The sequence below is a fragment of the Pseudomonas tritici genome, assembly GCF_014268275.3.
GTDB classification, from domain to species: Bacteria; Pseudomonadota; Gammaproteobacteria; order Pseudomonadales; family Pseudomonadaceae; genus Aquipseudomonas; species Aquipseudomonas tritici.
Genome location: NZ_CP077084.1, coordinates 2,846,022 through 2,865,089 on the forward strand (window position 1 = coordinate 2,846,022; position 19,068 = coordinate 2,865,089).

At 60.1% G+C, this 19,068-nt stretch carries 16 protein-coding genes and 1 pseudogene; 7 read left to right on the plus strand and 10 right to left on the minus strand.

Annotated features, from left to right (window positions below; all coding sequences use genetic code 11):
- Window positions 1-101: 101 nt before the first annotated feature.
- The 5 genes from HU722_RS12665 to HU722_RS12685 form a co-directional block, all read right to left on the minus strand.
- Complete coding sequence (locus HU722_RS12665; RefSeq protein ID WP_065876062.1) at window positions 102-1,493, minus strand: undecaprenyl-phosphate glucose phosphotransferase; 1,392 nt, start codon at window positions 1,491-1,493, stop codon at window positions 102-104.
- Window positions 1,494-1,723: 230 nt separating this feature from the next.
- Window positions 1,724-2,380, minus strand: a complete 657-nt coding sequence (locus HU722_RS12670; RefSeq protein ID WP_065876063.1) for a winged helix-turn-helix domain-containing protein — start codon at window positions 2,378-2,380, stop codon at window positions 1,724-1,726.
- A gap of 31 nt (window positions 2,381-2,411) precedes the next feature.
- On the minus strand, window positions 2,412-3,107 hold the full coding sequence (locus tag HU722_RS12675; RefSeq protein ID WP_065876064.1) for a YuxH family protein: 696 nt from the start codon (window positions 3,105-3,107) through the stop codon (window positions 2,412-2,414).
- The gene (locus tag HU722_RS12680; RefSeq protein ID WP_065876065.1) at window positions 3,100-3,828 is read right to left on the minus strand and encodes a winged helix-turn-helix domain-containing protein; all 729 of its coding nucleotides are present in this window, start codon (window positions 3,826-3,828) and stop codon (window positions 3,100-3,102) included. Before HU722_RS12680 ends, HU722_RS12675 begins: the two co-directional genes overlap by 8 nt.
- A gap of 432 nt (window positions 3,829-4,260) precedes the next feature.
- Entirely contained in the window at window positions 4,261-4,803 is a 543-nt protein-coding gene (locus HU722_RS12685) for an acyl-CoA thioesterase (protein WP_186754680.1), read from the minus strand.
- Between the two features lie 108 nt (window positions 4,804-4,911).
- Here HU722_RS12685 and HU722_RS12690 point away from each other — a divergent pair, with 108 nt between their 5' ends.
- The gene (locus HU722_RS12690) at window positions 4,912-5,871 is read left to right on the plus strand and encodes a GlxA family transcriptional regulator (protein WP_186754682.1); all 960 of its coding nucleotides are present in this window, start codon (window positions 4,912-4,914) and stop codon (window positions 5,869-5,871) included.
- Window positions 5,872-5,958: 87 nt separating this feature from the next.
- A pseudogene (locus HU722_RS12695) lies at window positions 5,959-6,291 on the plus strand (zinc-binding dehydrogenase); the annotation flags it as partial.
- Window positions 6,292-6,352: 61 nt separating this feature from the next.
- Here the strand turns inward: HU722_RS12695 and HU722_RS12700 are convergent.
- Window positions 6,353-6,700, minus strand: a complete 348-nt coding sequence (locus HU722_RS12700; RefSeq protein WP_083213999.1) for a hypothetical protein — start codon at window positions 6,698-6,700, stop codon at window positions 6,353-6,355.
- Window positions 6,701-6,846: 146 nt separating this feature from the next.
- A complete protein-coding gene (locus HU722_RS12705) occupies window positions 6,847-7,569 on the minus strand; it encodes a pirin family protein (RefSeq protein WP_065909592.1) in 723 nt (240 codons plus the stop codon).
- A gap of 181 nt (window positions 7,570-7,750) precedes the next feature.
- Here HU722_RS12705 and HU722_RS12710 point away from each other — a divergent pair, with 181 nt between their 5' ends.
- Together HU722_RS12710 and HU722_RS12715 are read left to right on the plus strand one after the other, a co-directional pair.
- Window positions 7,751-8,701: a GlxA family transcriptional regulator gene (locus HU722_RS12710; RefSeq protein WP_065876071.1), complete on the plus strand. Its 951-nt coding sequence runs from the start codon at window positions 7,751-7,753 to the stop codon at window positions 8,699-8,701.
- A gap of 95 nt (window positions 8,702-8,796) precedes the next feature.
- Complete coding sequence (locus tag HU722_RS12715; RefSeq protein ID WP_065881728.1) at window positions 8,797-10,320, plus strand: ATP-binding protein; 1,524 nt, start codon at window positions 8,797-8,799, stop codon at window positions 10,318-10,320.
- Here HU722_RS12715 and HU722_RS12720 read toward each other — a convergent pair.
- A complete protein-coding gene (locus HU722_RS12720) occupies window positions 10,267-13,029 on the minus strand; it encodes an ATP-binding protein (protein WP_186754684.1) in 2,763 nt (920 codons plus the stop codon). The genes HU722_RS12715 and HU722_RS12720 overlap by 54 nt on opposite strands.
- A gap of 57 nt (window positions 13,030-13,086) precedes the next feature.
- Window positions 13,087-13,485 (minus strand): helix-turn-helix domain-containing protein, encoded by a 399-nt coding sequence (locus HU722_RS12725; RefSeq protein WP_065876074.1) that lies wholly within the window; start codon window positions 13,483-13,485, stop codon window positions 13,087-13,089.
- A gap of 204 nt (window positions 13,486-13,689) precedes the next feature.
- Here HU722_RS12725 and HU722_RS12730 point away from each other — a divergent pair, with 204 nt between their 5' ends.
- Window positions 13,690-14,598 (plus strand): LysR family transcriptional regulator, encoded by a 909-nt coding sequence (locus HU722_RS12730; protein WP_065876075.1) that lies wholly within the window; start codon window positions 13,690-13,692, stop codon window positions 14,596-14,598.
- An 894-nt stretch (window positions 14,599-15,492) separates the two neighbouring features.
- Window positions 15,493-15,930, plus strand: coding sequence for a carboxymuconolactone decarboxylase family protein (locus tag HU722_RS12735; protein WP_049708741.1), 438 nt, complete (start codon window positions 15,493-15,495; stop codon window positions 15,928-15,930).
- Window positions 15,931-15,934: 4 nt separating this feature from the next.
- Here HU722_RS12735 and HU722_RS12740 read toward each other — a convergent pair whose 3' ends face one another.
- The gene (locus tag HU722_RS12740) at window positions 15,935-18,079 is read right to left on the minus strand and encodes a TonB-dependent siderophore receptor (RefSeq protein ID WP_186754686.1); all 2,145 of its coding nucleotides are present in this window, start codon (window positions 18,077-18,079) and stop codon (window positions 15,935-15,937) included.
- Between the two features lie 193 nt (window positions 18,080-18,272).
- Between HU722_RS12740 and HU722_RS12745 the strand changes: the two genes are divergently transcribed.
- Window positions 18,273-19,052: an acetoin reductase gene (locus tag HU722_RS12745; protein WP_065876077.1), complete on the plus strand. Its 780-nt coding sequence runs from the start codon at window positions 18,273-18,275 to the stop codon at window positions 19,050-19,052.
- The last annotated feature ends 16 nt before the right edge of the window (window positions 19,053-19,068 follow it).

Genomic DNA, 19,068 nt, shown 5'->3' on the forward strand with positions numbered 1-19,068 from the left:
CGCCAAAGGCTAACACCGTACCTGTGGCGAGGGAGCAAGTACCTTTCGCCTTAGCGGCGGTTTAACTGACGGGTATCAGACTTGAACGTCCAGCTTTTCTGTCAGTAGATATCCTTGGACAGCAGCGTAAATGGCGTCTTCACCAGGATCTTGATATCTAGCCACAGCGACCAGGTATTGATGTAGAGCAGGTCGATATCGACGCGTTTTTGCATCTTCTCCAGTGTCTCGGTCTCACCCCGGCAACCATTGATCTGCGCCAGCCCCGTGATACCGGGCTTGATGCGATGACGCGCCATGTACGCGTGAATCTTCCCCGAGTAATAGTCGTTATGCGCAACGGCATGGGGCCGCGGGCCGACCAGGGCCATGTGCCCTTGCAGCACGTTGAACAGCTGTGGCAATTCATCGATGGAGGTACGCCGGATAAACCGGCCGACCGGGGTGATGCGCGAGTCGTTGCGGCTGGCCTGGCGTACCTCTTGGTCGTCATGCATGCGCATCGAGCGGAACTTCCATACCTTGATCACCTCGCCATTCCAGCCATGGCGGTCCTGTTTGAAAATCACCGGGCCGGGAGAGGTGAGCTTGATCAGCAGGGCGAACACCAACAATAACGGGCTCAGCACCAGGATCGCCAGCAAGGCCAGGCTCTTGTCCAGCAATGACTTGCTCAGGGCAGCGGTGGGGCGGCTGGTCAGCGGGCTTTCGTTGAGGAAGATCGCCGGCAACCCATCCACTTCGGCCACGCAATGATTGAGTAGCAGCATGTTGTTGAGGTCGGGCACCCAGATCACATCGACGCTGATTTCCAGCAAGTTGAGGTACAGCGCCTCGATGTGGGTGGCATCCTGCAACGAGTGAGTGATGTAGAGCCGGCGAATGCCGTGCTGCCGGATCAGTTGCGGTAATTGCGGCAGTTCGCCGAGTATCTGCGATTGCGCCTCCGACGCCGCATCGGCGTGGCTACCGACCAGTCCAACCAAAGGTGAACGCTTCTGGCGCGACAGCGTTTTGGCCAAGTCGACCGCCAGTTTGCCGGTGCCCACGATCAATGACTTGTGCCGCTGGTGAAGTTGGCGATGGTAATACCTGGACAGGCTGTGCAACGGGATATAACACAGTGCCAACAGTGGGTAACTGACTGCCGCCCACAACAGTAAAATTTCCAGAGGAAACAATGAACTGGCATTACAGGCAATGCCCACGGCAAACAATATACCTATGGTCAGCAACCAACCCATGAATAGTCGACCTAGGCCCACGCCATAATCGTCTTTCTTACTATACACATCACACAGGCTATACGCAGGCAGCGACGCCAGTATGGTAAAGGCGGCCAAGACACGATAGTTATATTCAAGTTGACCGGTTTTCAAGAACACCAACATAAACAACAGTGTCACGACCAAACCCGATGCGAGCGTCCACTGGCCCCAGAACGTCAAACCCTTGGGCGTCAGGTTGCGATGCATTCTAGTGTTGTTCAGCATAGTTCTGCTCCCGGTGGTGACCACGTGCGTGGTGGCAGGGTTTAATCACGCGGTGCAATACCGCACTAAAACGACAGGCACGCGCAAGCGCGTACCCGTGGATAGTAATGAACGGCAGGGAGCATTGGCTGACGACTTATAACAAGGCCAGCGAGATCTTATTAGAGGGTGTTATAAAAAGGCAGGTATCAATAGGCAGGGTGAGTGATAAAGTGTCAGTTGTCTTATAGTTATCGGCGTGACTGAGTCAGCTCGAGCGGCTTTTTGATTTTTTGGGTGAGGCAATAACCACGGTTTCTGACTGCACGAAACAAACGTTCGCCGTCGTTGGCCCGCTTGAACTTTTCTTGCAGTCGACTCAGGCACATTTCCAATCCGCGATATAACTCGGGCTCGCGCCCGATATTACGGATCAACTCTTCCTTGCTCACGACGCGCTCTTCATGATGCAACATTTTTTTAATCAATGCGGATTCAATGGTGGTCAAGGAGATGCGCAAGCCGCCCTTGACCAGGGTTCGGTCATGCTGGGTCAGCAGCCAGAAATCCTGAGACAGTTGAGTTCGCTCAGGGGTTATTTCCGCAGGACGAGTATGGTTTTTTGGCGTGCTGTCATGATCCTTTGGCGTGGGCATTCTGGATTCTTGTCGCACGGCGGTAGAAGAATGTAAGGGTAGCGTTATGGTATGGGTAATGACATAGGTGTTCAGCCGTGGGTGTTCACTGGGGCTGGAATGTCGATGGCTAACTCCGCGTTTTTTGTCGGCGACCTGCGTGGTTGCTGGCTCACCAATATCATAATGAAACAGCTCTGCATTGGGCGTGAAGTCCCGCAGTGCGATAGCGGGAACTGTCGGTGTAAAGGCGTATTTCTTGAGAGAACTCATGGTGTTCACCGGTATCAGGAAGATGCAGTTGTTATAAGCGGTCAGCAGGAGAGTAATAACCGCCCTGAAAGTATTCGAAAGGCAGGTTTTTAGCCAGAACGGCGCTGTCGGCAAATTCAACCGTGTCAGCAATGAAACATACCCGGGTCGCACTGATCAGCTCTAGCATGCGGTCGTAGAGCCGATCGAACAGATCGGAGCGTGTGTTGAGACTCAGCCGGAGCGCGGAATCCGGGAAGGGCATTTTTATATAGTCGTAAAGCTTGAGGTCGATCAACAGATCTGCCGGCTTTGTATCGAGTCTGTAATTATTGTAGGCAAGTGTGAGGCTGCATTGGTCTTTTAGTTTATATAGCTGGCGCACCATCGCCCTGCGTTCAACCGGACCGGGCAGGGCATCCAACGGGTTATCGATACTGAGGGTGAAGGGAAGTTTGTGCTTTTCCAGTGACTGGGCAGTCTGAATAATGCACGTATGAAAGTCTTCGTTCATTAATACGGCTTGATTAATCCGCAGGAACGTGTGGCTTACCGTTGGGTTCAAGGCATTGCGCCGTGCGCTGATACGCTGAAGTGCCTCGCTGTAGGCACTTTGAGGTAATGCCTGAGTGTCCTTGGACGTCAGGCTGATTTCATTGCCCCAGAGTGTATGGTTGCGGTCAACAATGGCTTGCCTGACAAGGTTGAAGTCCACACTGTGCGCAGGGGATATTCTCTCGCTATTCACGATTCGACCTCTCTTGGGCGGTTTGCAAATGGCTGGCGCAAATAAGACCGCGGCTTAGTTTGTATCCATAACCGCGGATATTCTGAATGATATTGTCACCGTAGTGTGCCTTGATTTTACTGCGCAATCGGCTGATGGATTTTTCCAGCGCGCGGGAGTCATAGTATTTGGTATTAAGTCCCATGACGGCGGCGATCTCATTGTGACTGAGTAGTCGACGCTGGATAAGCGCTTCCAATACTTTCATTTCAACAAAAGAGATTTCCAGTTTTTTGCCGTCACCGTGAATGCACATGCGGTCCTGATCGAGCACTAGGGCGCAACGATTCAGTCGTGCCGTCTCGCTGAGTAAGTCTTCAAACAGGCTCGATTTTTTTTCAGGGGATGTTTCTATCACTTTGATGCAGTAGTCCGCACCGGCCAGATAGTATTTGGTTTTACTCAAGGTCGAGGCAAAAGTGATAACGACGAATATCGTGCAGCCAGGGTTTTTATCTCGGGTTTTTCTTATTATCTCCAGCGTTTGATTGCTGGCCGAGGGGGTGTCGATTTCTATAATGATGGCACGGTAGTTTCCGTGGCTTTCGTGGGGGTCAACTAGTTGTTCGTAGTAACGTGTATCGACTTTTAAATCATCCGTTACAGTGCGAACTATGAGCGCTCGAAAGTCCTCCGATTTAGATTGAGTCCGTGCAATAGCGAGGACATTGGAAAAATGCATCACCTACTCCCTTTTCCGGCATGCAAGGCCGTCAGTTCAATCGCTGCTAGCGTTTAGATACTAATCGAATTGAATACGGCAAAACGTGACAAATTTTAACATTCGCCACTTTGTTTTTCAGAGAGGGAAGGGGTAATGCGCGGCTATTGCGAGGGTGTTTGTACGAACGTACACATATGCTAGTGCAAATTCTTAATGCTCGATAAGTATTTTAGACCAAACGCTTTTTTGGTGGAATCGGGTAAACCCTTGCATCGCTAGTGGCAAGGGGGGACTGGATTAAGCCTGCGACGCTTCGGCGAACTCATCGATTGCGGGGCTGCGCGGTCATGCCCACACGTTAGCCAGCAACGTCGGCCAGGGCGATCTACGGCTGGCCCAGACCAGGTGCAACCGACGCCGGGGAGGGGCTGTTGTGCAGGTTGCCAACACTCAAACCTGCTCCTCCTCCCGCAACTGCACACTCATGTCATCACAACTTTGCGCCCAGTCGCTGAGCCATTGCGGCATTGGCGGTGACGCTTCACCCAGCCCCAGCTCACGTAAAAAATCCGCTGGGGGCAGGGTGCCTTTGGCCGAGCGGAACAGCCCGCGCATCACAACCACGCCGACCACCCGGCCCTTGCTCACAAAGCGGTGCTCCATCAGGCTCCATTTGTGGTCCCAGCCGAGCATGCGGGTGTGCACCTCGAACACTTCGAACAGCTTCAACTCCCGGCGGAACTTGCCCCAGGTATCGCCCACGATCGGCAGCGCCTTGTTGCGCAGCGCCACGCGAAAGGCGCCGGTGCGCAACACAAAATCCATTCTGGCGACGTCCGCCAGGGAAAAGTAGCGGCCATTGGTGACGTGCCGGTTAATGTCCAGGTCCAGCGGCCAGACGCGCATGCGCACCACGGTGGTGGCCAGGCCATGGACAGGTGTGCGCCAGGGGCGCCGCGACAGCATGAAGAGCAAACGAAACCAGAGATTCATCAAGACACCCGATAGTTGATCAGTGGCAGCACTGTAAAGATGCGGAATCGGCTAAGGTAGGTGCACAAATGACTTATTACATGTGAAAAGCGCAACCGAGTTCCTTTCATGCACATTACCTTGCTTCTGGCCGACCGTTGTTCCGCCGCCAGTGCCACCCTGGCCCTGGAGATGCTCAGCGCCGCCAACCTGTTCGCCGACAGCCCACCCTTTGACGTGGTCGTTGCCTCTTTGGACGGCCAGGCCGTGGACGCTTGGGGCGGGCAGTGCTTGCAGGTGGACCGCGCGCTGGCGCAGATCGCGCAGACCGACCTGGTGCTGATCCCCGGCTTTCTGTTCACCTTGAAGGAGGCCCTGCCGAACTTTCCTGCGTACGCACCGTGGCTGCGCGAACAGCATGCACGCGGCGCGGTGTTGGCTTCGATGTGCACCGCAGCGTTTCTGCTGGCAGAGTCCGGCGTGCTGCAAGGCCTGCGCGCCACGACTCACTGGGCGTTTGCCGAGCTGTTTCGACGACGCTACGCGGACGTCAACCTGGATGACGCGCAAATCCTCTGCGAAGAAAACCGTGTGATCACCAGCGGTGGGGCAAGCGCGGCGATGGACTTGATGTTGCATCTGATCCGTCGTTTCGGCTCTCCGGAACTGACCCACACCTGTGGTAAATACTTGCTGATCGATAATGTGCGTAGCGAACAGTCGGTATATGCCATGTGGTCGCTGCCCAAAAGCCATGGCGATGGCGAGATCCTGCGCGTGCAGCACTGGCTGGAGCAGCACTTTGCCGAGGCCTTGGTCATTGACGATGTGGCCCGGCGCTTTGGGTTTGGCGTGCGCAATTTCAAGCGGCGTTTTAAGGACGCTACCGAGTACACCCCGATTGCCTACCTGCAAACCCTGCGCCTGGAGCGGGCCAAGCAAATGCTGGAATCGACCCGCATGACCCTGGAAAGCATCACCTACGCGGTGTGTTACGAAGACAGCAATTCTTTCCGCCGCCTTTTCCAGCAACGGGTGGGCCTGTTGCCGGCGGCGTATCGCAAGAAGTTCCTCGCCCATCCAGGTTGATTCAGCGCCGTAACTGCGGTTCGCCCTCGATGCAGGCCACCAGGAACTCCATCACCACCTTTCATTACGACGATGGCCGATTCGCCGACCATGTGTTGCAGTTTTCGCGCCTGCCGCACACGCGGTTTGATCGTTAACTATGGCAATGTTTCGGGCTCGCTGACGGACCTCGACCCGATTGAACTGGGCGAAGCCGGATCGTTATTTTTGAAACGGCCACGGCTGGCCGACCACATGGCCGATGGGGCCACCGTGCAGCGACGCGCCAATGCGGTCTTTGCGGCGATGCTCGAAGGGGCTTTGACGGTGGATATCGAGGGGCATTACACGCTGGAGACCGTGCAGCGGGTGCACGAACGCATCGAAGCGCGGCAACAGGTCGGCAAGGCGGTGCTGTGGGTGGACCGTGAGTTGCATTAATAGCGGGCGAAAAAAAACCGGCTGATCAGGCCGGTTTGGGGTTCCCGCAAGCAGCGGGAGGTTAAGCGTTGTTGCCTTGCAGACGATCAGCACCGCCTTCAGCCAGACCGCGTTCTTGCAGACGATCAGCACCACCTTCAGCCAGACCGCGTTCTTGCAGACGATCAGCACCGCCTTCAGCCAGACCGCGTTCTTGCAGGCGATCAGCACCGCCTTCAGCCAGACCGCGTTCTTGCAAGCGATCAGCACCGCCTTCGGCGACACGGCGGTCCAGCAGGCGGTCCGAACCACCCTCTGCAACACGACTTTCGATCAGGCGATCCGAACCGCCTTCAGCAACCACTGGGTGAGCAAATGCATTTGCAGCAAGTACCGAGAAAGCGAGGCTAAGCAAGATTTGGCGTTTCATGATGGTGTGCTCCGAGTGTTTTAGTTTGGGTGTTGCCTGGTATGGGTTTGATGGTACGCGTTGCATTTTTTAAGAGAACTTCATTGGGCTGATGGTGACTATCGACGCCAGCGATGGCTCGTGTTGGCGGGCCATCGCGGGGCCGGTCATGGCATCTGCGGCAATTCCTGTGGGCGCAGGTCGAACACCAGCACTTCGGCGTCTTCACCCTGGCTCAAGCGGATCTGCCGCTCATCCCGTACCCGAGCGCCATCGCCTTCCTGCAAGCGCTGGCCGTTCACTTCAACGCTGCCCCGGGCCACATGGATGTACACGTGGCGGTCCGGCGGCAGGTTCAGGGTTGCGGCTTCGTCACCGTTGAACAGCCCGGCATACACCCGTGCGTCCTGACGCACGCTGAGGGCGCCGTCATTGCCCTCTGGCGAGATGATCAACTGCAGGCGCCCACGTTTCTGCGCCTCGCTGAAGTGCTCCTGCTGGTAGCGCGGCTCGGCGCCGGCCACCGCGGGCACGATCCAGATTTGCAGGAAGTGCACGCCACGGCTTTGGCTGTGGTTGAACTCGCTGTGGGCTACACCGCTGCCGGCGCTCATCAGTTGCACGTCGCCAGGGCGGATCACCGAGCCGGTGCCCAGGGTGTCCTTGTGTTCCAGGGCGCCTTCGAGCACATAGGAGAAAATCTCCATGTCGCGGTGTGGGTGCTGGCCGAAGCCTTTGCCAGCGGCGACGCGGTCATCGTTGATCACCAGCAGGTCGGAAAACCCTTGTTCATTCGGGTTCCAGTAGTTGGCGAACGAGAAGGTGTGGAACGACTTCAACCAACCGTGATTGGCGGCGCCGCGTTCGGAAGCTTTGCGAAGGGTCAACATGGTCTTGTCCTCAAGTGGGAGCGGGCTGCGACATGCAGGGCTCCGTCGTTGAGAAAGAGATTAATGGTTACTGGACGGTTGATTAAGAAGGTGGATTCTGAATAACTGTCGCTTATGAGTTGACAGTTTCAGGCATGGCATACTGTCCGCCGTTTTCCTTTTTTGATGGACCTTTCCCTGTATGAAAACCGTGGCCATGGCGCTGTTTCCGGACTTCCTCCTGCTCGACATGGCCGGGCCGCTCGAAGTGTTCTCCATTGCCAACCGCTACCTGCCGGCGGCCGCGCACTACCAGATCCTCACTATCGGCACCGAGCCCGGCCCGTTGCGTGCTTCCAACGGCGTGATGGTGCAGACCGATCTGCTGCTGGACCAGGCCCTGGATGCCTACGACTTGCTGCTGGTGCCCGGCGGGCCCGGTGCCTATAACGAATGCCACCCCGCGCTGTTGCCCTGGCTCAAGGCTGCGGCCCCACGGGCGCGGCGCTTCGGCTCGATCTGCACCGGTGCGTTCGTGCTGGGGCATGCAGGCCTGCTCGACGAGCACCGTGTAACAACCCATTGGCACTACACCGAACGGCTGATCAAGGCGTTTCCCAAGGCGATTGTCGAGACGGATCAAATCTACTTGCAGGACGGGCGCTTGATCACTTCGGGTGGCGTCACGGCCGGTATCGACCTGGCGTTGTCGGTGGTGGCCCAGGACCATGGCAAGCAAGTCGCGGTGGACGTGGCCAAGGTGCTGCTGGTGGTGATGAAGCGCCAGGGCGGCCAAGCTCAGTTCAGCCCGATGACAGCAGCGGTTGCGCCCCAGGAAACCGCGATTACCCGCGTGCAGAACTATGTCCTGGCGCATTTGGAGCAGCCTTTCACCATCGAATCCATGGCCGAGCTGGCCGGCATGAGCGCACGCCATTTTGCGCGGCTGTTTGCCAAGGATGTGCAAATGACGCCCATGGCGTTCCTGCAAGGTGCGCGCATCGACCGCGCCCGGCAGTTGCTGGAATCCACCGACCTGCCGCTCAAGACCGTGGCTTTCCACGCAGGCTTCGGCAGCGTGCGGCATATGCGCTTTTTGTTCAGTGAGAAGCTGGGCCTCAACCCGACCCAATACCGACAGCAGTTCAGTTAACGACAGAATGTCCGTCTCGCGCACCCGATTGTCCGTGTCGCTCCCCGTTCCAGCATTGTCCTGTCATCGCCAACTGGCAAGATAGCGTCAAGCCCATGGAAAAGGATGCGCAAACGCCCAAGGCTGGGTGTTTCAGCGCGATGACCCACATGAATAACCCTCAGGCGATTGACGCTGATGGCACGGTCCGCTTCGGCGCCTATGTCTTTCACCGGCAACAGCGGTTGGTCAGCAAGGCCGGCTGGCCCGTACCCTTGGGCGGACGTGCGCTGGATATCCTCACGGCGCTGCTCGAAGCGCCTGGGCAGTACATCAGCAAGGCCACCTTGATCGAGCGGGTCTGGCCGAACAGCGTGGTGGAAGAAAACAACCTGCGCGTGCACATCGCCGCACTGCGCCGCGCCCTCGATGGGCAACGCTTCATTCTCAACGACCCGCAGCGCGGCTACTGTTTCACAGCACCTGTACAGGACGCGGTACACGTCATGCTGCCCCGGCACAATCTGGCAGCGCGGCTCAGCCCTGTGATTGGCTGCGATGAACTGTTGGGTGTGCTGGTGCGGCGCCTGTCGGGGCAGCGCCTGATGACGCTCACCGGGTGCGCCGGCGTAGGCAAGAGCACCTTGGCCCTGGCGCTGGCCGAGCGCGTGTTGCCGCGTTATCGGGACGGTGTGTGGTGGGTCGATCTGGCCACCGTGGAAGCGCCGATGAGTATGCTGTGCCACCTGGCCACCGCGCTGAACCTTGAACCGAGCGCCAGCGCTACCGAGTTAAGCCGTCAATTGACCTCCCGCCAGCTGTTGCTGGTGCTCGACGGCGCCGACCTTCTGCTCGGCGCCTGCCGTCACCTGGTGCGGGTGCTTGGCAAAACAGCGCCTCAAGTCAGTGTGCTGGTGAGTAGTCGTGAGGCCCTGAAAGTCCACGGCGAATGGGTGCAGCGCGTGCCCCGGCTGGCGGTGCCTGCACCGTCGGCACTGAGCAGTGTTGAACAGGCGATGGCCTATCCGGCCGTGCAATTGTTCGTTGCCCGCGGGCGTGCCAGTCAGCAGGGCTTCGTGTTGCGGCCCCAGGACTTGGCGCCGCTGCGGGATATCTGCCGACGCCTGGATGGCATTCCCCTTGCCCTGGAACTGGCGGCCGCTCAAGTGGATGCCCTGGGTGTGCGCGGGCTGCAGCAGCAACTGTGCAAGGGCTTGCAGGTGCTGACCCGCGGCCGCCGTACGGCAGTGGAACGTCACCAATCCCTGACCGCCGCCCTGGACTGGACCTGCGAGCGCCTGAGCCTGCCGGAGCGCTGGCTGTTCCTGCAATTGGGGTTGTTCAAGATGGCGGTAACCTTGCCCACCTTGAGTGAACTGGTCGCCGGCACCGAGCTGGAACACGCCGATCTGTCCTACCTGCTGAGGCGTCTTGTCGGCGTGTCGTTGCTGACCCTCGAGCCCGGCCCCGGCAACCCGCGTTACCGTCTGCTCAATTGCGTGCGCAGCTATGCCCTGGCACAACTGCGCGATCCGGAGCAGGTGGCGCGTTTGCAGCAGGGTTATGGACATTACCTGGGACCGTTTTCAGGCCGGCCGTTTGTCCTCAAGCTCGTCGAGCAGGCTGCGTACGCGAACTAGGTCCTGGGTGGCGAAGCCTTCGGTGAATCGCGCGTAGATTGAACTCAACAGGTCGCGTGCAGCTTGCTCGCGACCTTGGGACAGCCACAGCCGCGCCAATGATGTCGCGCAACGCAGCTCCCAGGCGAGCGCGCCTTGCTGGTGCGCCAGCGCCAGGGCATCGTGCAGCAGTGCTTCGGCCGCGTGGATATCCGCCATGCTGTTGGCGCGTACCCGCAGAATTTCCGGCGCACACCAGCCCGCGTCGCCTGTGCGTGCGCGGTCGAAGGCAGGCTCATCGACCGTGTGTGCATCGAGCGTGATCAGGGTGTCCTCGATCAGCCCCAAGCCTTGCCAGTCTTTATGCCCGAGGATGCCGGCGTAGTGCCCCGCCCACGTCTGGAACAGTTGCACCGAATGCTTGTGCGCGTGTTCCAGCAACAATGCCTGCAGCGTCTGAGCGCTGTCCTCTTCACCGTTGTAGCGGGCGATCACCACGCCTGCCAGGGCCAGGGTGTAGCAGATGGAAGTGCCATGATTGATTTGCAGCGCCAGTTCCAACGCCTGGCTGGCGGTACGCCAGGCTTGCTCGGGGAAACCTTGCAGCCAGAGGATTCGCGCCAATACGGTCAGGGAGGCAACGTTTTGGTCGTATTGCACGCCAATCCCGTGGGCGAACCGGTTGAGGTGGCCGCTGTGCGCCATGCGTTGGATCAATTGTTCGGCGTTATGCCGGGCGAGTGCCTGATTGCCGTTGTAGTGCTGCGCCAATACCCGCAGGCGTTGGGCGCTCAAGTCCAGTAGCGGGTCAGTGCGTGGGTCGAGGCGATCAAATTGCATGCTCTGCGCCAACGCCTGGCGATAGCGGCCTGCGCACAAGTTCACCGCCAAATGACCGGAGATGGCGCGCATTTGGCCAGCGACATCCTGGCGCTCCTCAGCCAGGCGCTGAGCCCCGACAAAGGCTGCGATGGTCTGGGGAGCAGCCCCCATGGCGTGGTAAGACAGGCTGCCCAGCGCCAATTGCAGTTGCATTGTCAGTTGAGTGCAGGGCGTACGGACCTGCTCAATCAACGCCAGCGCCTTGCCCACATACAAGCCGTGTTCCCGGAGCAACGACAACTCTTGCCAGAGCGGCATTGCGCTGACCGTCAAGCGGACAGCCAACAGGTGTTCACCGCCCTGTCCAAGTCCCCAGTCGAGCGCGGCGCGGACGTCTTCGCGCAGCGGTGCGTAGCGGTCGATCCAGGGCTGGGTCGCGATCAGCTCCCAATCGCCGCGCGCCTGCTCCATCAGTGCCAGGCAGCGCGCTGCATGGCGCTCGCGGGTGGCGTCGAGCTCATGGGCAACGCTGAGTTTTTCCAGGGCGTAGGTGCGCGTGATGTCCAGCAGCCGATAGCCCATCTCGTCATCACCGGCCTCCACATTGAGCAAGGATTTGGCCACCAATTGCGTGATCGAACCCAGCACCTCAGCCGGCGCCACCTGTTCCCCGGCAATCACCGCTGCGGCGCTCGCCAGGCTGAACCCACCTCGGAACACCGCCAGGCGCCGCAGGCAGACTTGCTCGCAGGCGGTCAGCAGCTCAAAGCTCCAGTCCAGCGTGGCGCGCAGGGTCTGATGCCGCGGCAGCGCACTGCGTCGGCCACGGGTGAGCAGGCGGAAGTTGTCTTCCATCTGCACCAGTAGCCTGGGCAGGCCGAAGCGTTCGATTTGCGCCGCCACCAACTCGATCGCCAGGGGGATGCCGTCCAGGCGCTGACAGATATCAATCGCCAGCGGCAGTTCGGTTTCACTCAGTTCAAAACTGTCCTGATGGGACATGGCCCGCTCGATCAACAATTGCAGGGCCGGGTAGCCCAATGCCTGGGCGCGGTTACCGGTGGCAGGCGGGCAGGCCAGGGGTTCCAGGCGCTGCACGTACTCGCCCTCGGCGCGCAATGCCTCGCGGCTGGTGGCCAGGATGTTCAGCCTGGGCGCGTGGCGCAGCAAGGTTTCGCTGATCAGGGCGATGTCATCGAGCAGGTGTTCGCAGTTGTCGATCACCAGCAGCAACTGGCGCTCCTGCAAACTGCGGGCGAATGTGGCCAATGGTTCGTGCTCGACGTGGGTCAGGTCGAGCAGGGCGGCGAGATTGGGCAGGATCATCGATGGCGCGCTCAGCGGCGCCAGGTCGAGCAAGCGAATACCGTCGCGGTAATGCCCGATCAGCAATTCCGCCACGCGCAACGCGACGGTGGTCTTGCCGATGCCGCCGGCGCCGGTCAGGGTGATGAAGCGTTGTTCGGGCAGTTGTTGCACCAGGCTGTCGATCAGGGCCTGGCGGCCGATCATCCGGGTGCGGCGCAAGGGCAGGTTGTGGCACGGGCTTTGGGGAGCGCCGTCGGTGGGTAGCGTCATCGGTTCGATGCTCAGTGGCGCAACAAAACTGTAGCCGCGCTGGGCCACGGTGACGATATAGCGCTGCCCGGCCTGGCCGTCGCCCAAGGCCTTGCGCAACGCCGCCATGTGCACGCGCAGGTTGCCGTCCTCGACCACGCTTTTCGGCCAGACCCGGGCGATCAGTTCCTGCTTGCTCACCACATTGCCGGCCTGCTCCAGCAGGATCAGCAGGATATCCACTGCCCGCCGTCCCAGGCGCAACGGGCGACCCGCCTCCAGCACCAGGCGTTGGCGCGGGTGGATGCGGTAAGGGCCGAAATGCACGGCCTGATCGCTGAGGTCACTCATGGGTGGCCATGCTCGGGAGGGGGGAGCGGCCAGCATATTCCAGGTCCGTACAGACCACTAGGCAGCAATCACTTGAGGCTTGTGGCGCGAGTGGTGATTTCGCCAGGTCATCGGGTTGACGCCCTCGCTGCGGGTGAACATATGGCAGAAGTGCGCCTGGTCGCAAAACCCGCACTCCAGGCTGATTTGCGTGAGGCTCAAGGAGGAACTGGTGATCAATTCCTTGGCTCTCTGGATGCGCTGTTGGCGGATCCACTCCTGCGGCGACAGCCCGGTGCTGCACTTGAAGGCGCGTGAGAAATGGCTGCGCGACAACGCACAGGCCTGGGCCAGGTCGGCAATGGCCAGGCTTTCGCCGAGATTGGCCAGGATCAATTGCTTGGCGATACGCTCGCGCCGGGGGCATAGGCCACCGGTGGCGGATAAACGAGGGGCATATTGCTCGAGTCGGGCCATGACAAATATCCGCAGTCGATGGGAGCGTTCCCGTTGAATGGATGCAGTGTAGACGCCGCTAATCTTGTTGCCGGACCGCCCGGCTGACGAGTTAATCGTTGTTAATTTCGTCAGGTGCCGGCCTGGAAAAGACAGCACAGCCATGCAATCCCAACTGCGCTTCGTGTGTTTATCTGTAGGCTCTCCAATCGTTTGGATACCACCATGAACCGCAACGACCTGCGCCGCGTCGACATGAACCTGCTGGTGATTTTCGAAGCGCTGATGTTCGAGAAGAACCTGACCCGGGTCGCCGAAAAACTCTTCATGGGCCAACCCGCGGTCAGCGCGGCGCTGGGGCGTCTGCGCGATTTGTTCGACGACCCATTGCTGCTGCGCAACGGGCGGGGCATGGAGCCCACGCCACGCGCGCTGGCGATACTCAAGGAGTTGCAACCGGCGATGGACACCATTTCCGGCGCGGTCAGCCGTGCCAAGGATTTTGATCCTTCCACCAGCTGTGCGGTGTTCCGCATCGGCCTTTCCGACGACGCCGAGTTCGGCCTGTTCCCGCCACTGCTCAGCCAACTGCGCGAAGAGGCCCCAGGCATCATCGTGGTGGTGCGTCGGGCTAATTACTTGCTGATGTCATCGTTGCTGGCCAGTGGTGAGATATCCGTTGGCGTGAGCTACACCACCGAACTGCCGGCGAATGCCAAGCGCAAGAAGCTGCGGGACATCCCATGCAAGGTCCTGCGTGGGGACGACGGCGCCGAGCCGCTGACCCTGGATGACTACTGTGAGCGGCCCCATGCGATGGTGTCGTTTTCCGGGGACTTGAGCGGCAATATTGACCTGGACTTGGCGCGCATTGGCAGGGCGCGACGGGTGGTGCTGGCGGTGCCGCAGTTCAGCGGCTTGCGCGCGTTGCTGGCGGGCACGCAGATTATCGCGACGGTGCCGGATTACGCGGCGTGTGCGTTGACCGAGGGCACGGCGTTACGGGCGGAGGATCCGCCGTTTGCGATCGAGGCGGCGGAGTTGTCGATGGTGTGGAGCGGGGTGCATGACAATGACCCGGCGGAGCGGTGGTTGAGGGGGAGGATTGGGGAGCATATGGCGCGGGTGGTTTGACCTTCTGGGTACATATCCGTTATTTGCGTAACGGCGGCTTATGGTTCCGCCCTTACGGCGGGTCACTTTCGAAAAGCGCGAAAGTAACCAAAGCGCTCTTGCCCCAACACTCGGCACCTCGCCTAGGCTCGGTGTGCCCTCACTCCGGCTTTGGAGCGTGGGCCGCCGCGCTGGGCCATCCTTGGCCCAGCGCGGCTAACCCGGCGTCCTGCCGGGTTACCCACGCTCCAAAGCCTGCGTTCGGCCAGCGTGTTTGACGGGGCGCCCCAGATCAAAAGCAAAAGCGCGGCGGCCTTAGAGCCGACCGGTTTTTAACTGTCGATCTCGGTTCAAGTGTGGGAGCTGGCTTGCCTGCGATGCAGACACCTCGGTGTATCAGGCATACCCAGTTGATGCCATCGCAGCGGTGCGGCGATCCGACAAGCCAGCTCCCACAGAAAAGCAGAGCACACAAAATCGCTTTTGATCCACACCACTCAGGCCGACTGTCAGGCCGCCGTGCTTTTGATCTTGATCTGAGGCGCCCCGTCAACCACGCTGGCCGAACGCAGGCTTGAATCCGTGGGTAACCCGGCAGGACGCCGGGTTAGCCGCGCTGGGCCAAGGATGGCCCATCGCGGCGGCCCACGGATTCAAGCCGGAGTGAGGGCATGTCGAGCCTAGGCGAGACACCGAGTGGTGGGGCAAGAGCCCTTTTGGTTACTTTTGGGGCTCTTTTCCAAAAGTGACCCGCCGTAAGGGCGGAACCATAAGCCGCCGTTACCCCAATAACGGATATGTACTCACCCCCACCCCAAGAAAATTGGTCACCCATTCTTCCCCAAAATTGGATATTCCTCCCCAACCCCCCGGTGACTAACCTAGCCACCAACCCCACCGTTCCGGAGCAATACCATGCAAACCCGTACCGATTTCTACACCGCCTCCCCAGACGCGATGAAAGCCATGCTCGCCTTGGAGGCCGCCGTCGGCAAACTGTCCATCGAGCTGCCATTGCTGGAGCTGATCCGCCTGCGTGTGTCGCAGATCAACGGTTGTGCCTTCTGCCTCGACATGCACACCGCTGATGCGCGCAAAGGGGGCGAGACCGAGCGGCGCCTGTACACCGTGTCGGCCTGGCGTGAAACGCCGTTTTTCACACCGCGTGAGCGCGCCGCGCTGGCCTGGGCCGAGAGCTTGACCCTGCTGAGCCAGACCCACGCCCCGGATGAAGATTTCAACGCGCTGGCCGCCGAATTCAGCGCCCAGGAGCAAGTCGACTTGAGCGTGGCCATCGCCACCATCAACAGCTGGAACCGCCTGGCGGTAGGTTTTCGCAAGATGCCGAAGTAACCCGTCAGAAATTGACCGACGCACTCAGGCGCGCCGTCAATGGCGCGCCTTGGAACAGGTAGTCATCGCCCATGTACTCGCCCGCGTCGCGCCAGTAGCGCTTGTCGAACAGGTTGTCGACGCTCAGGCGGAACACCGTCTCATAGCCGTCCACCTTGGTGGTGTAGCGGCTACCCACATTCACCACCGCGTAATCGCCCACTTCCACCTTGCCGGTGCGGTTGGCGGACTTCTTGGCGCTGTATTGCACGCCACCCAGCACCGCGAGGCCATTCACCCACGGCAAGGCATAGTCGGCATACACGCTGGCACGCAGCTTGGGCACGTTGATCGCCTGGTGACCTTCGTACTCCGGCGTGCCGCTGCCGGTGACCCGCGCACGAATCGCCGCCACGCTGGTTGCAATTTGTAGGCGGTCGGTGGCCCAGCCGTTGGCCGACAACTCCAGCCCGGTGTTTTTCTGCTCGCCTTGTTGCACATAGGTGAAGTTGCCCGCGCCGTCGGGCTGGGCGTACTGGTAGGCCTGGCGGGTCTGGAACACGGCGGCGGCGAAGCTGATGCGGCGCCAGTCGTACTTCACCCCGGCTTCGATTTGCCGTGAGGTGGTCGGGGCCAGGGTTTCATTGGCGTTTCTGGCGTACCAGGGGGCGGTGCCGCCCAGGGACAGGCCCTTGCTGTAGCTGGTGTAAAGCGAGAGGTTGTCCACCGGCTTGTAGATAATCGATGCCTGGGGCAGGAACACATACCGTTGAGTGTGGCGGGCTTCATTGCCGTTATCGTCAAAGGCGCGCTCATCCAGGCGCACTTCACGGCCGCCAAGAAGGGTTTGCCAGTGCTCGTTGAAGCGAATGCGGTCGCTGGCAAACAGGCCGTATTGGCGGCTGTCGAGGTTGCGATGGCTGTCATTCAATGGGACGTCAGTCGGTGTAAAAGTCGGGGCGTCGGCGTTGATATTGCCGCTGCCGATCCACTCGTTGACTGGTTTGCGCTTGTGGATCACGCGGCGAAACGCGCTGGTACCGAAAGTCAGTTCATGGCCCAGGCCGGCGGTGTCGAACAGCCCGGTCATTGCCGCTTGTACTTCATCGTCGCGACGGGTGTCGTCCGGGCTGCGGTAGTCGTAGATGTCGTAGTTGCCTTCGGGCGTGAAGGTGTTGCCAACGCCGCTGGTGGCGCCACCCCAGGCAAACGAACTGTAGTCATCGATCACCACCTTGCTGCGGGCGGCACTGACACTGCCTTTCCACTGGTCGCTGAAACGGTATTCAAACTTGCCGTTGAGGTTCAGTGATTCAATGCCCACCTGCCTGGAGCCGCTTTGGTGCCCCAGCAGTTTTTTCGGCGAGGCGTCGTGTGGAACCTCAGTGCCGCCCAACAACTGGTAACCCGGCACCGAGCGCTGTTGCTTGTCCTGGTATTCGGCATCCAGTTGCAGCACCGCATCGGGGCTGATGTTCCAGTCGAAGGCCAAGGAGACGAAATCGCGCTGGCCATTGGCGTGTTCGACATAGGCATTGAGGTCTTCATGGGCCACGTTGGCGCGCAGGCCGAACTGCTGCTCGCTGCCAAACCAACCGCCGACGTCGGTGGCGATGTAGCCGCTGCCGCGATCGTCGGTGGAGACGGTCACCGAGCGCACATCTTCCGGGCGCTTGGTCACGTAGTTGATCACGCCGCTCGGCTCGGAGATCCCGCTCTGCAAGCCCGCCAGGCCTTTGAGTACTTCCACCTGCTGCTTGTTTTCCAGGGCGACGTTTTGCTCGCCGGTGATGGTGCGCCCGTTGATCTTGTAGCTGCTCGCCGCGTTCAGCGAGAAGCCGCGCACCACGAAGTTTTCGTAATAACCGATGGGCGCATAGCTGTCGCCCACCGAGGCGTCGTTGCGCAGCACTTCACTGAGCAGGCGCGCTTGCTGGTCTTTGATCAGCGCGGCATTGATCACGCTGATCGACGCCGGGGTGTCCAGCAGCGGCGCGTCATCGAAGCCGCCCACTGAGGCGGTTTCACTGCGGTAGCCGGACTCATCCTGGCCCTGGACCTTCACCGCCGGCAGTTCAATTTCAGCCGCCAGGCTGCTACCGATGCCGCCGCTGAGTAGCAAACCGAGGGCGAAACGTGAGGTGACGACGGGACGAAAACGCAAAACCATGGGGGCAAGGCCTTAAAGCGCAGGGCGGGGGGCGCATAAACTAGGCATAACCGCGCACTTTTACAAGTTTTCGAGAATGGTTCGCGGCTTGAGACAATCCGTCTCAACCTTCCCACCGATCCCACTGCGCCTCGACAGGCCAAGGTGCACCTGCGATAGACAAGGCTTCCTTCATCATTCGCAGGAGATAGCCATGAGTATCGCTGGAAAAGTTGCGCTGGTAACCGGCGCCGGGCAGGGCATTGGCCGGGCCATCGCCCTGCGCCTGGCACAGGACGGTGCCGACATCGCCCTGGTGGACATCAATGGCGCCAAGCTCGAAGCGGTGGCTGCCGAAGTCGTGGCGTTGGGACGCCAGGCCTCGGTGTTTGTCGCCGACGTGTCCAAGCGTGAGCAAGTCGTGGCGGCGGTGGAGCACGCGCACCAGACCTTGGGTGGCTTCGACATCATCGTCAACAACGCCGGGGTCGCGCAGATCGACTCACTGCTGGACGTCAGCCCGGAACAGGTCGAGCGCACCCTGGGCATCAACGTGCAAGGCGTGCTCTGGGGCATCCAGGCTGCCGGCAAGAAATTCAAGGCGCTGGGGCAGAAGGGCAAGATCATCAATGCCTGCTCCATCGCGGGCCACGAAGGCTTTGCGCTGCTCGGCGTGTACTCGGCGACCAAATTTGCCGTGCGCGCCTTGACCCAGGCGGCGGCCAAGGAACTGGCCAGCGCCGGGATTACGGTGAATGCCTACTGCCCGGGTGTGGTGGGCACCGATATGTGGGTCGAGATCGACAAGCGCATGGCCGAGATTACCGGGGCTGAAGTGGGGGCGACGTACAAAAAGTATGTGGATGGGATTGCCCTGGGTCGCGCAGAAACGCCGGAGGATGTGGCGGGGTTGGTGTCTTATCTGGCAGGGCCGGACTCCGACTATATGACCGGGCAAGCTCCGCTGATTGACGGCGGCCTGGTCTACCGCTGATCCCCCAAGGCCTACT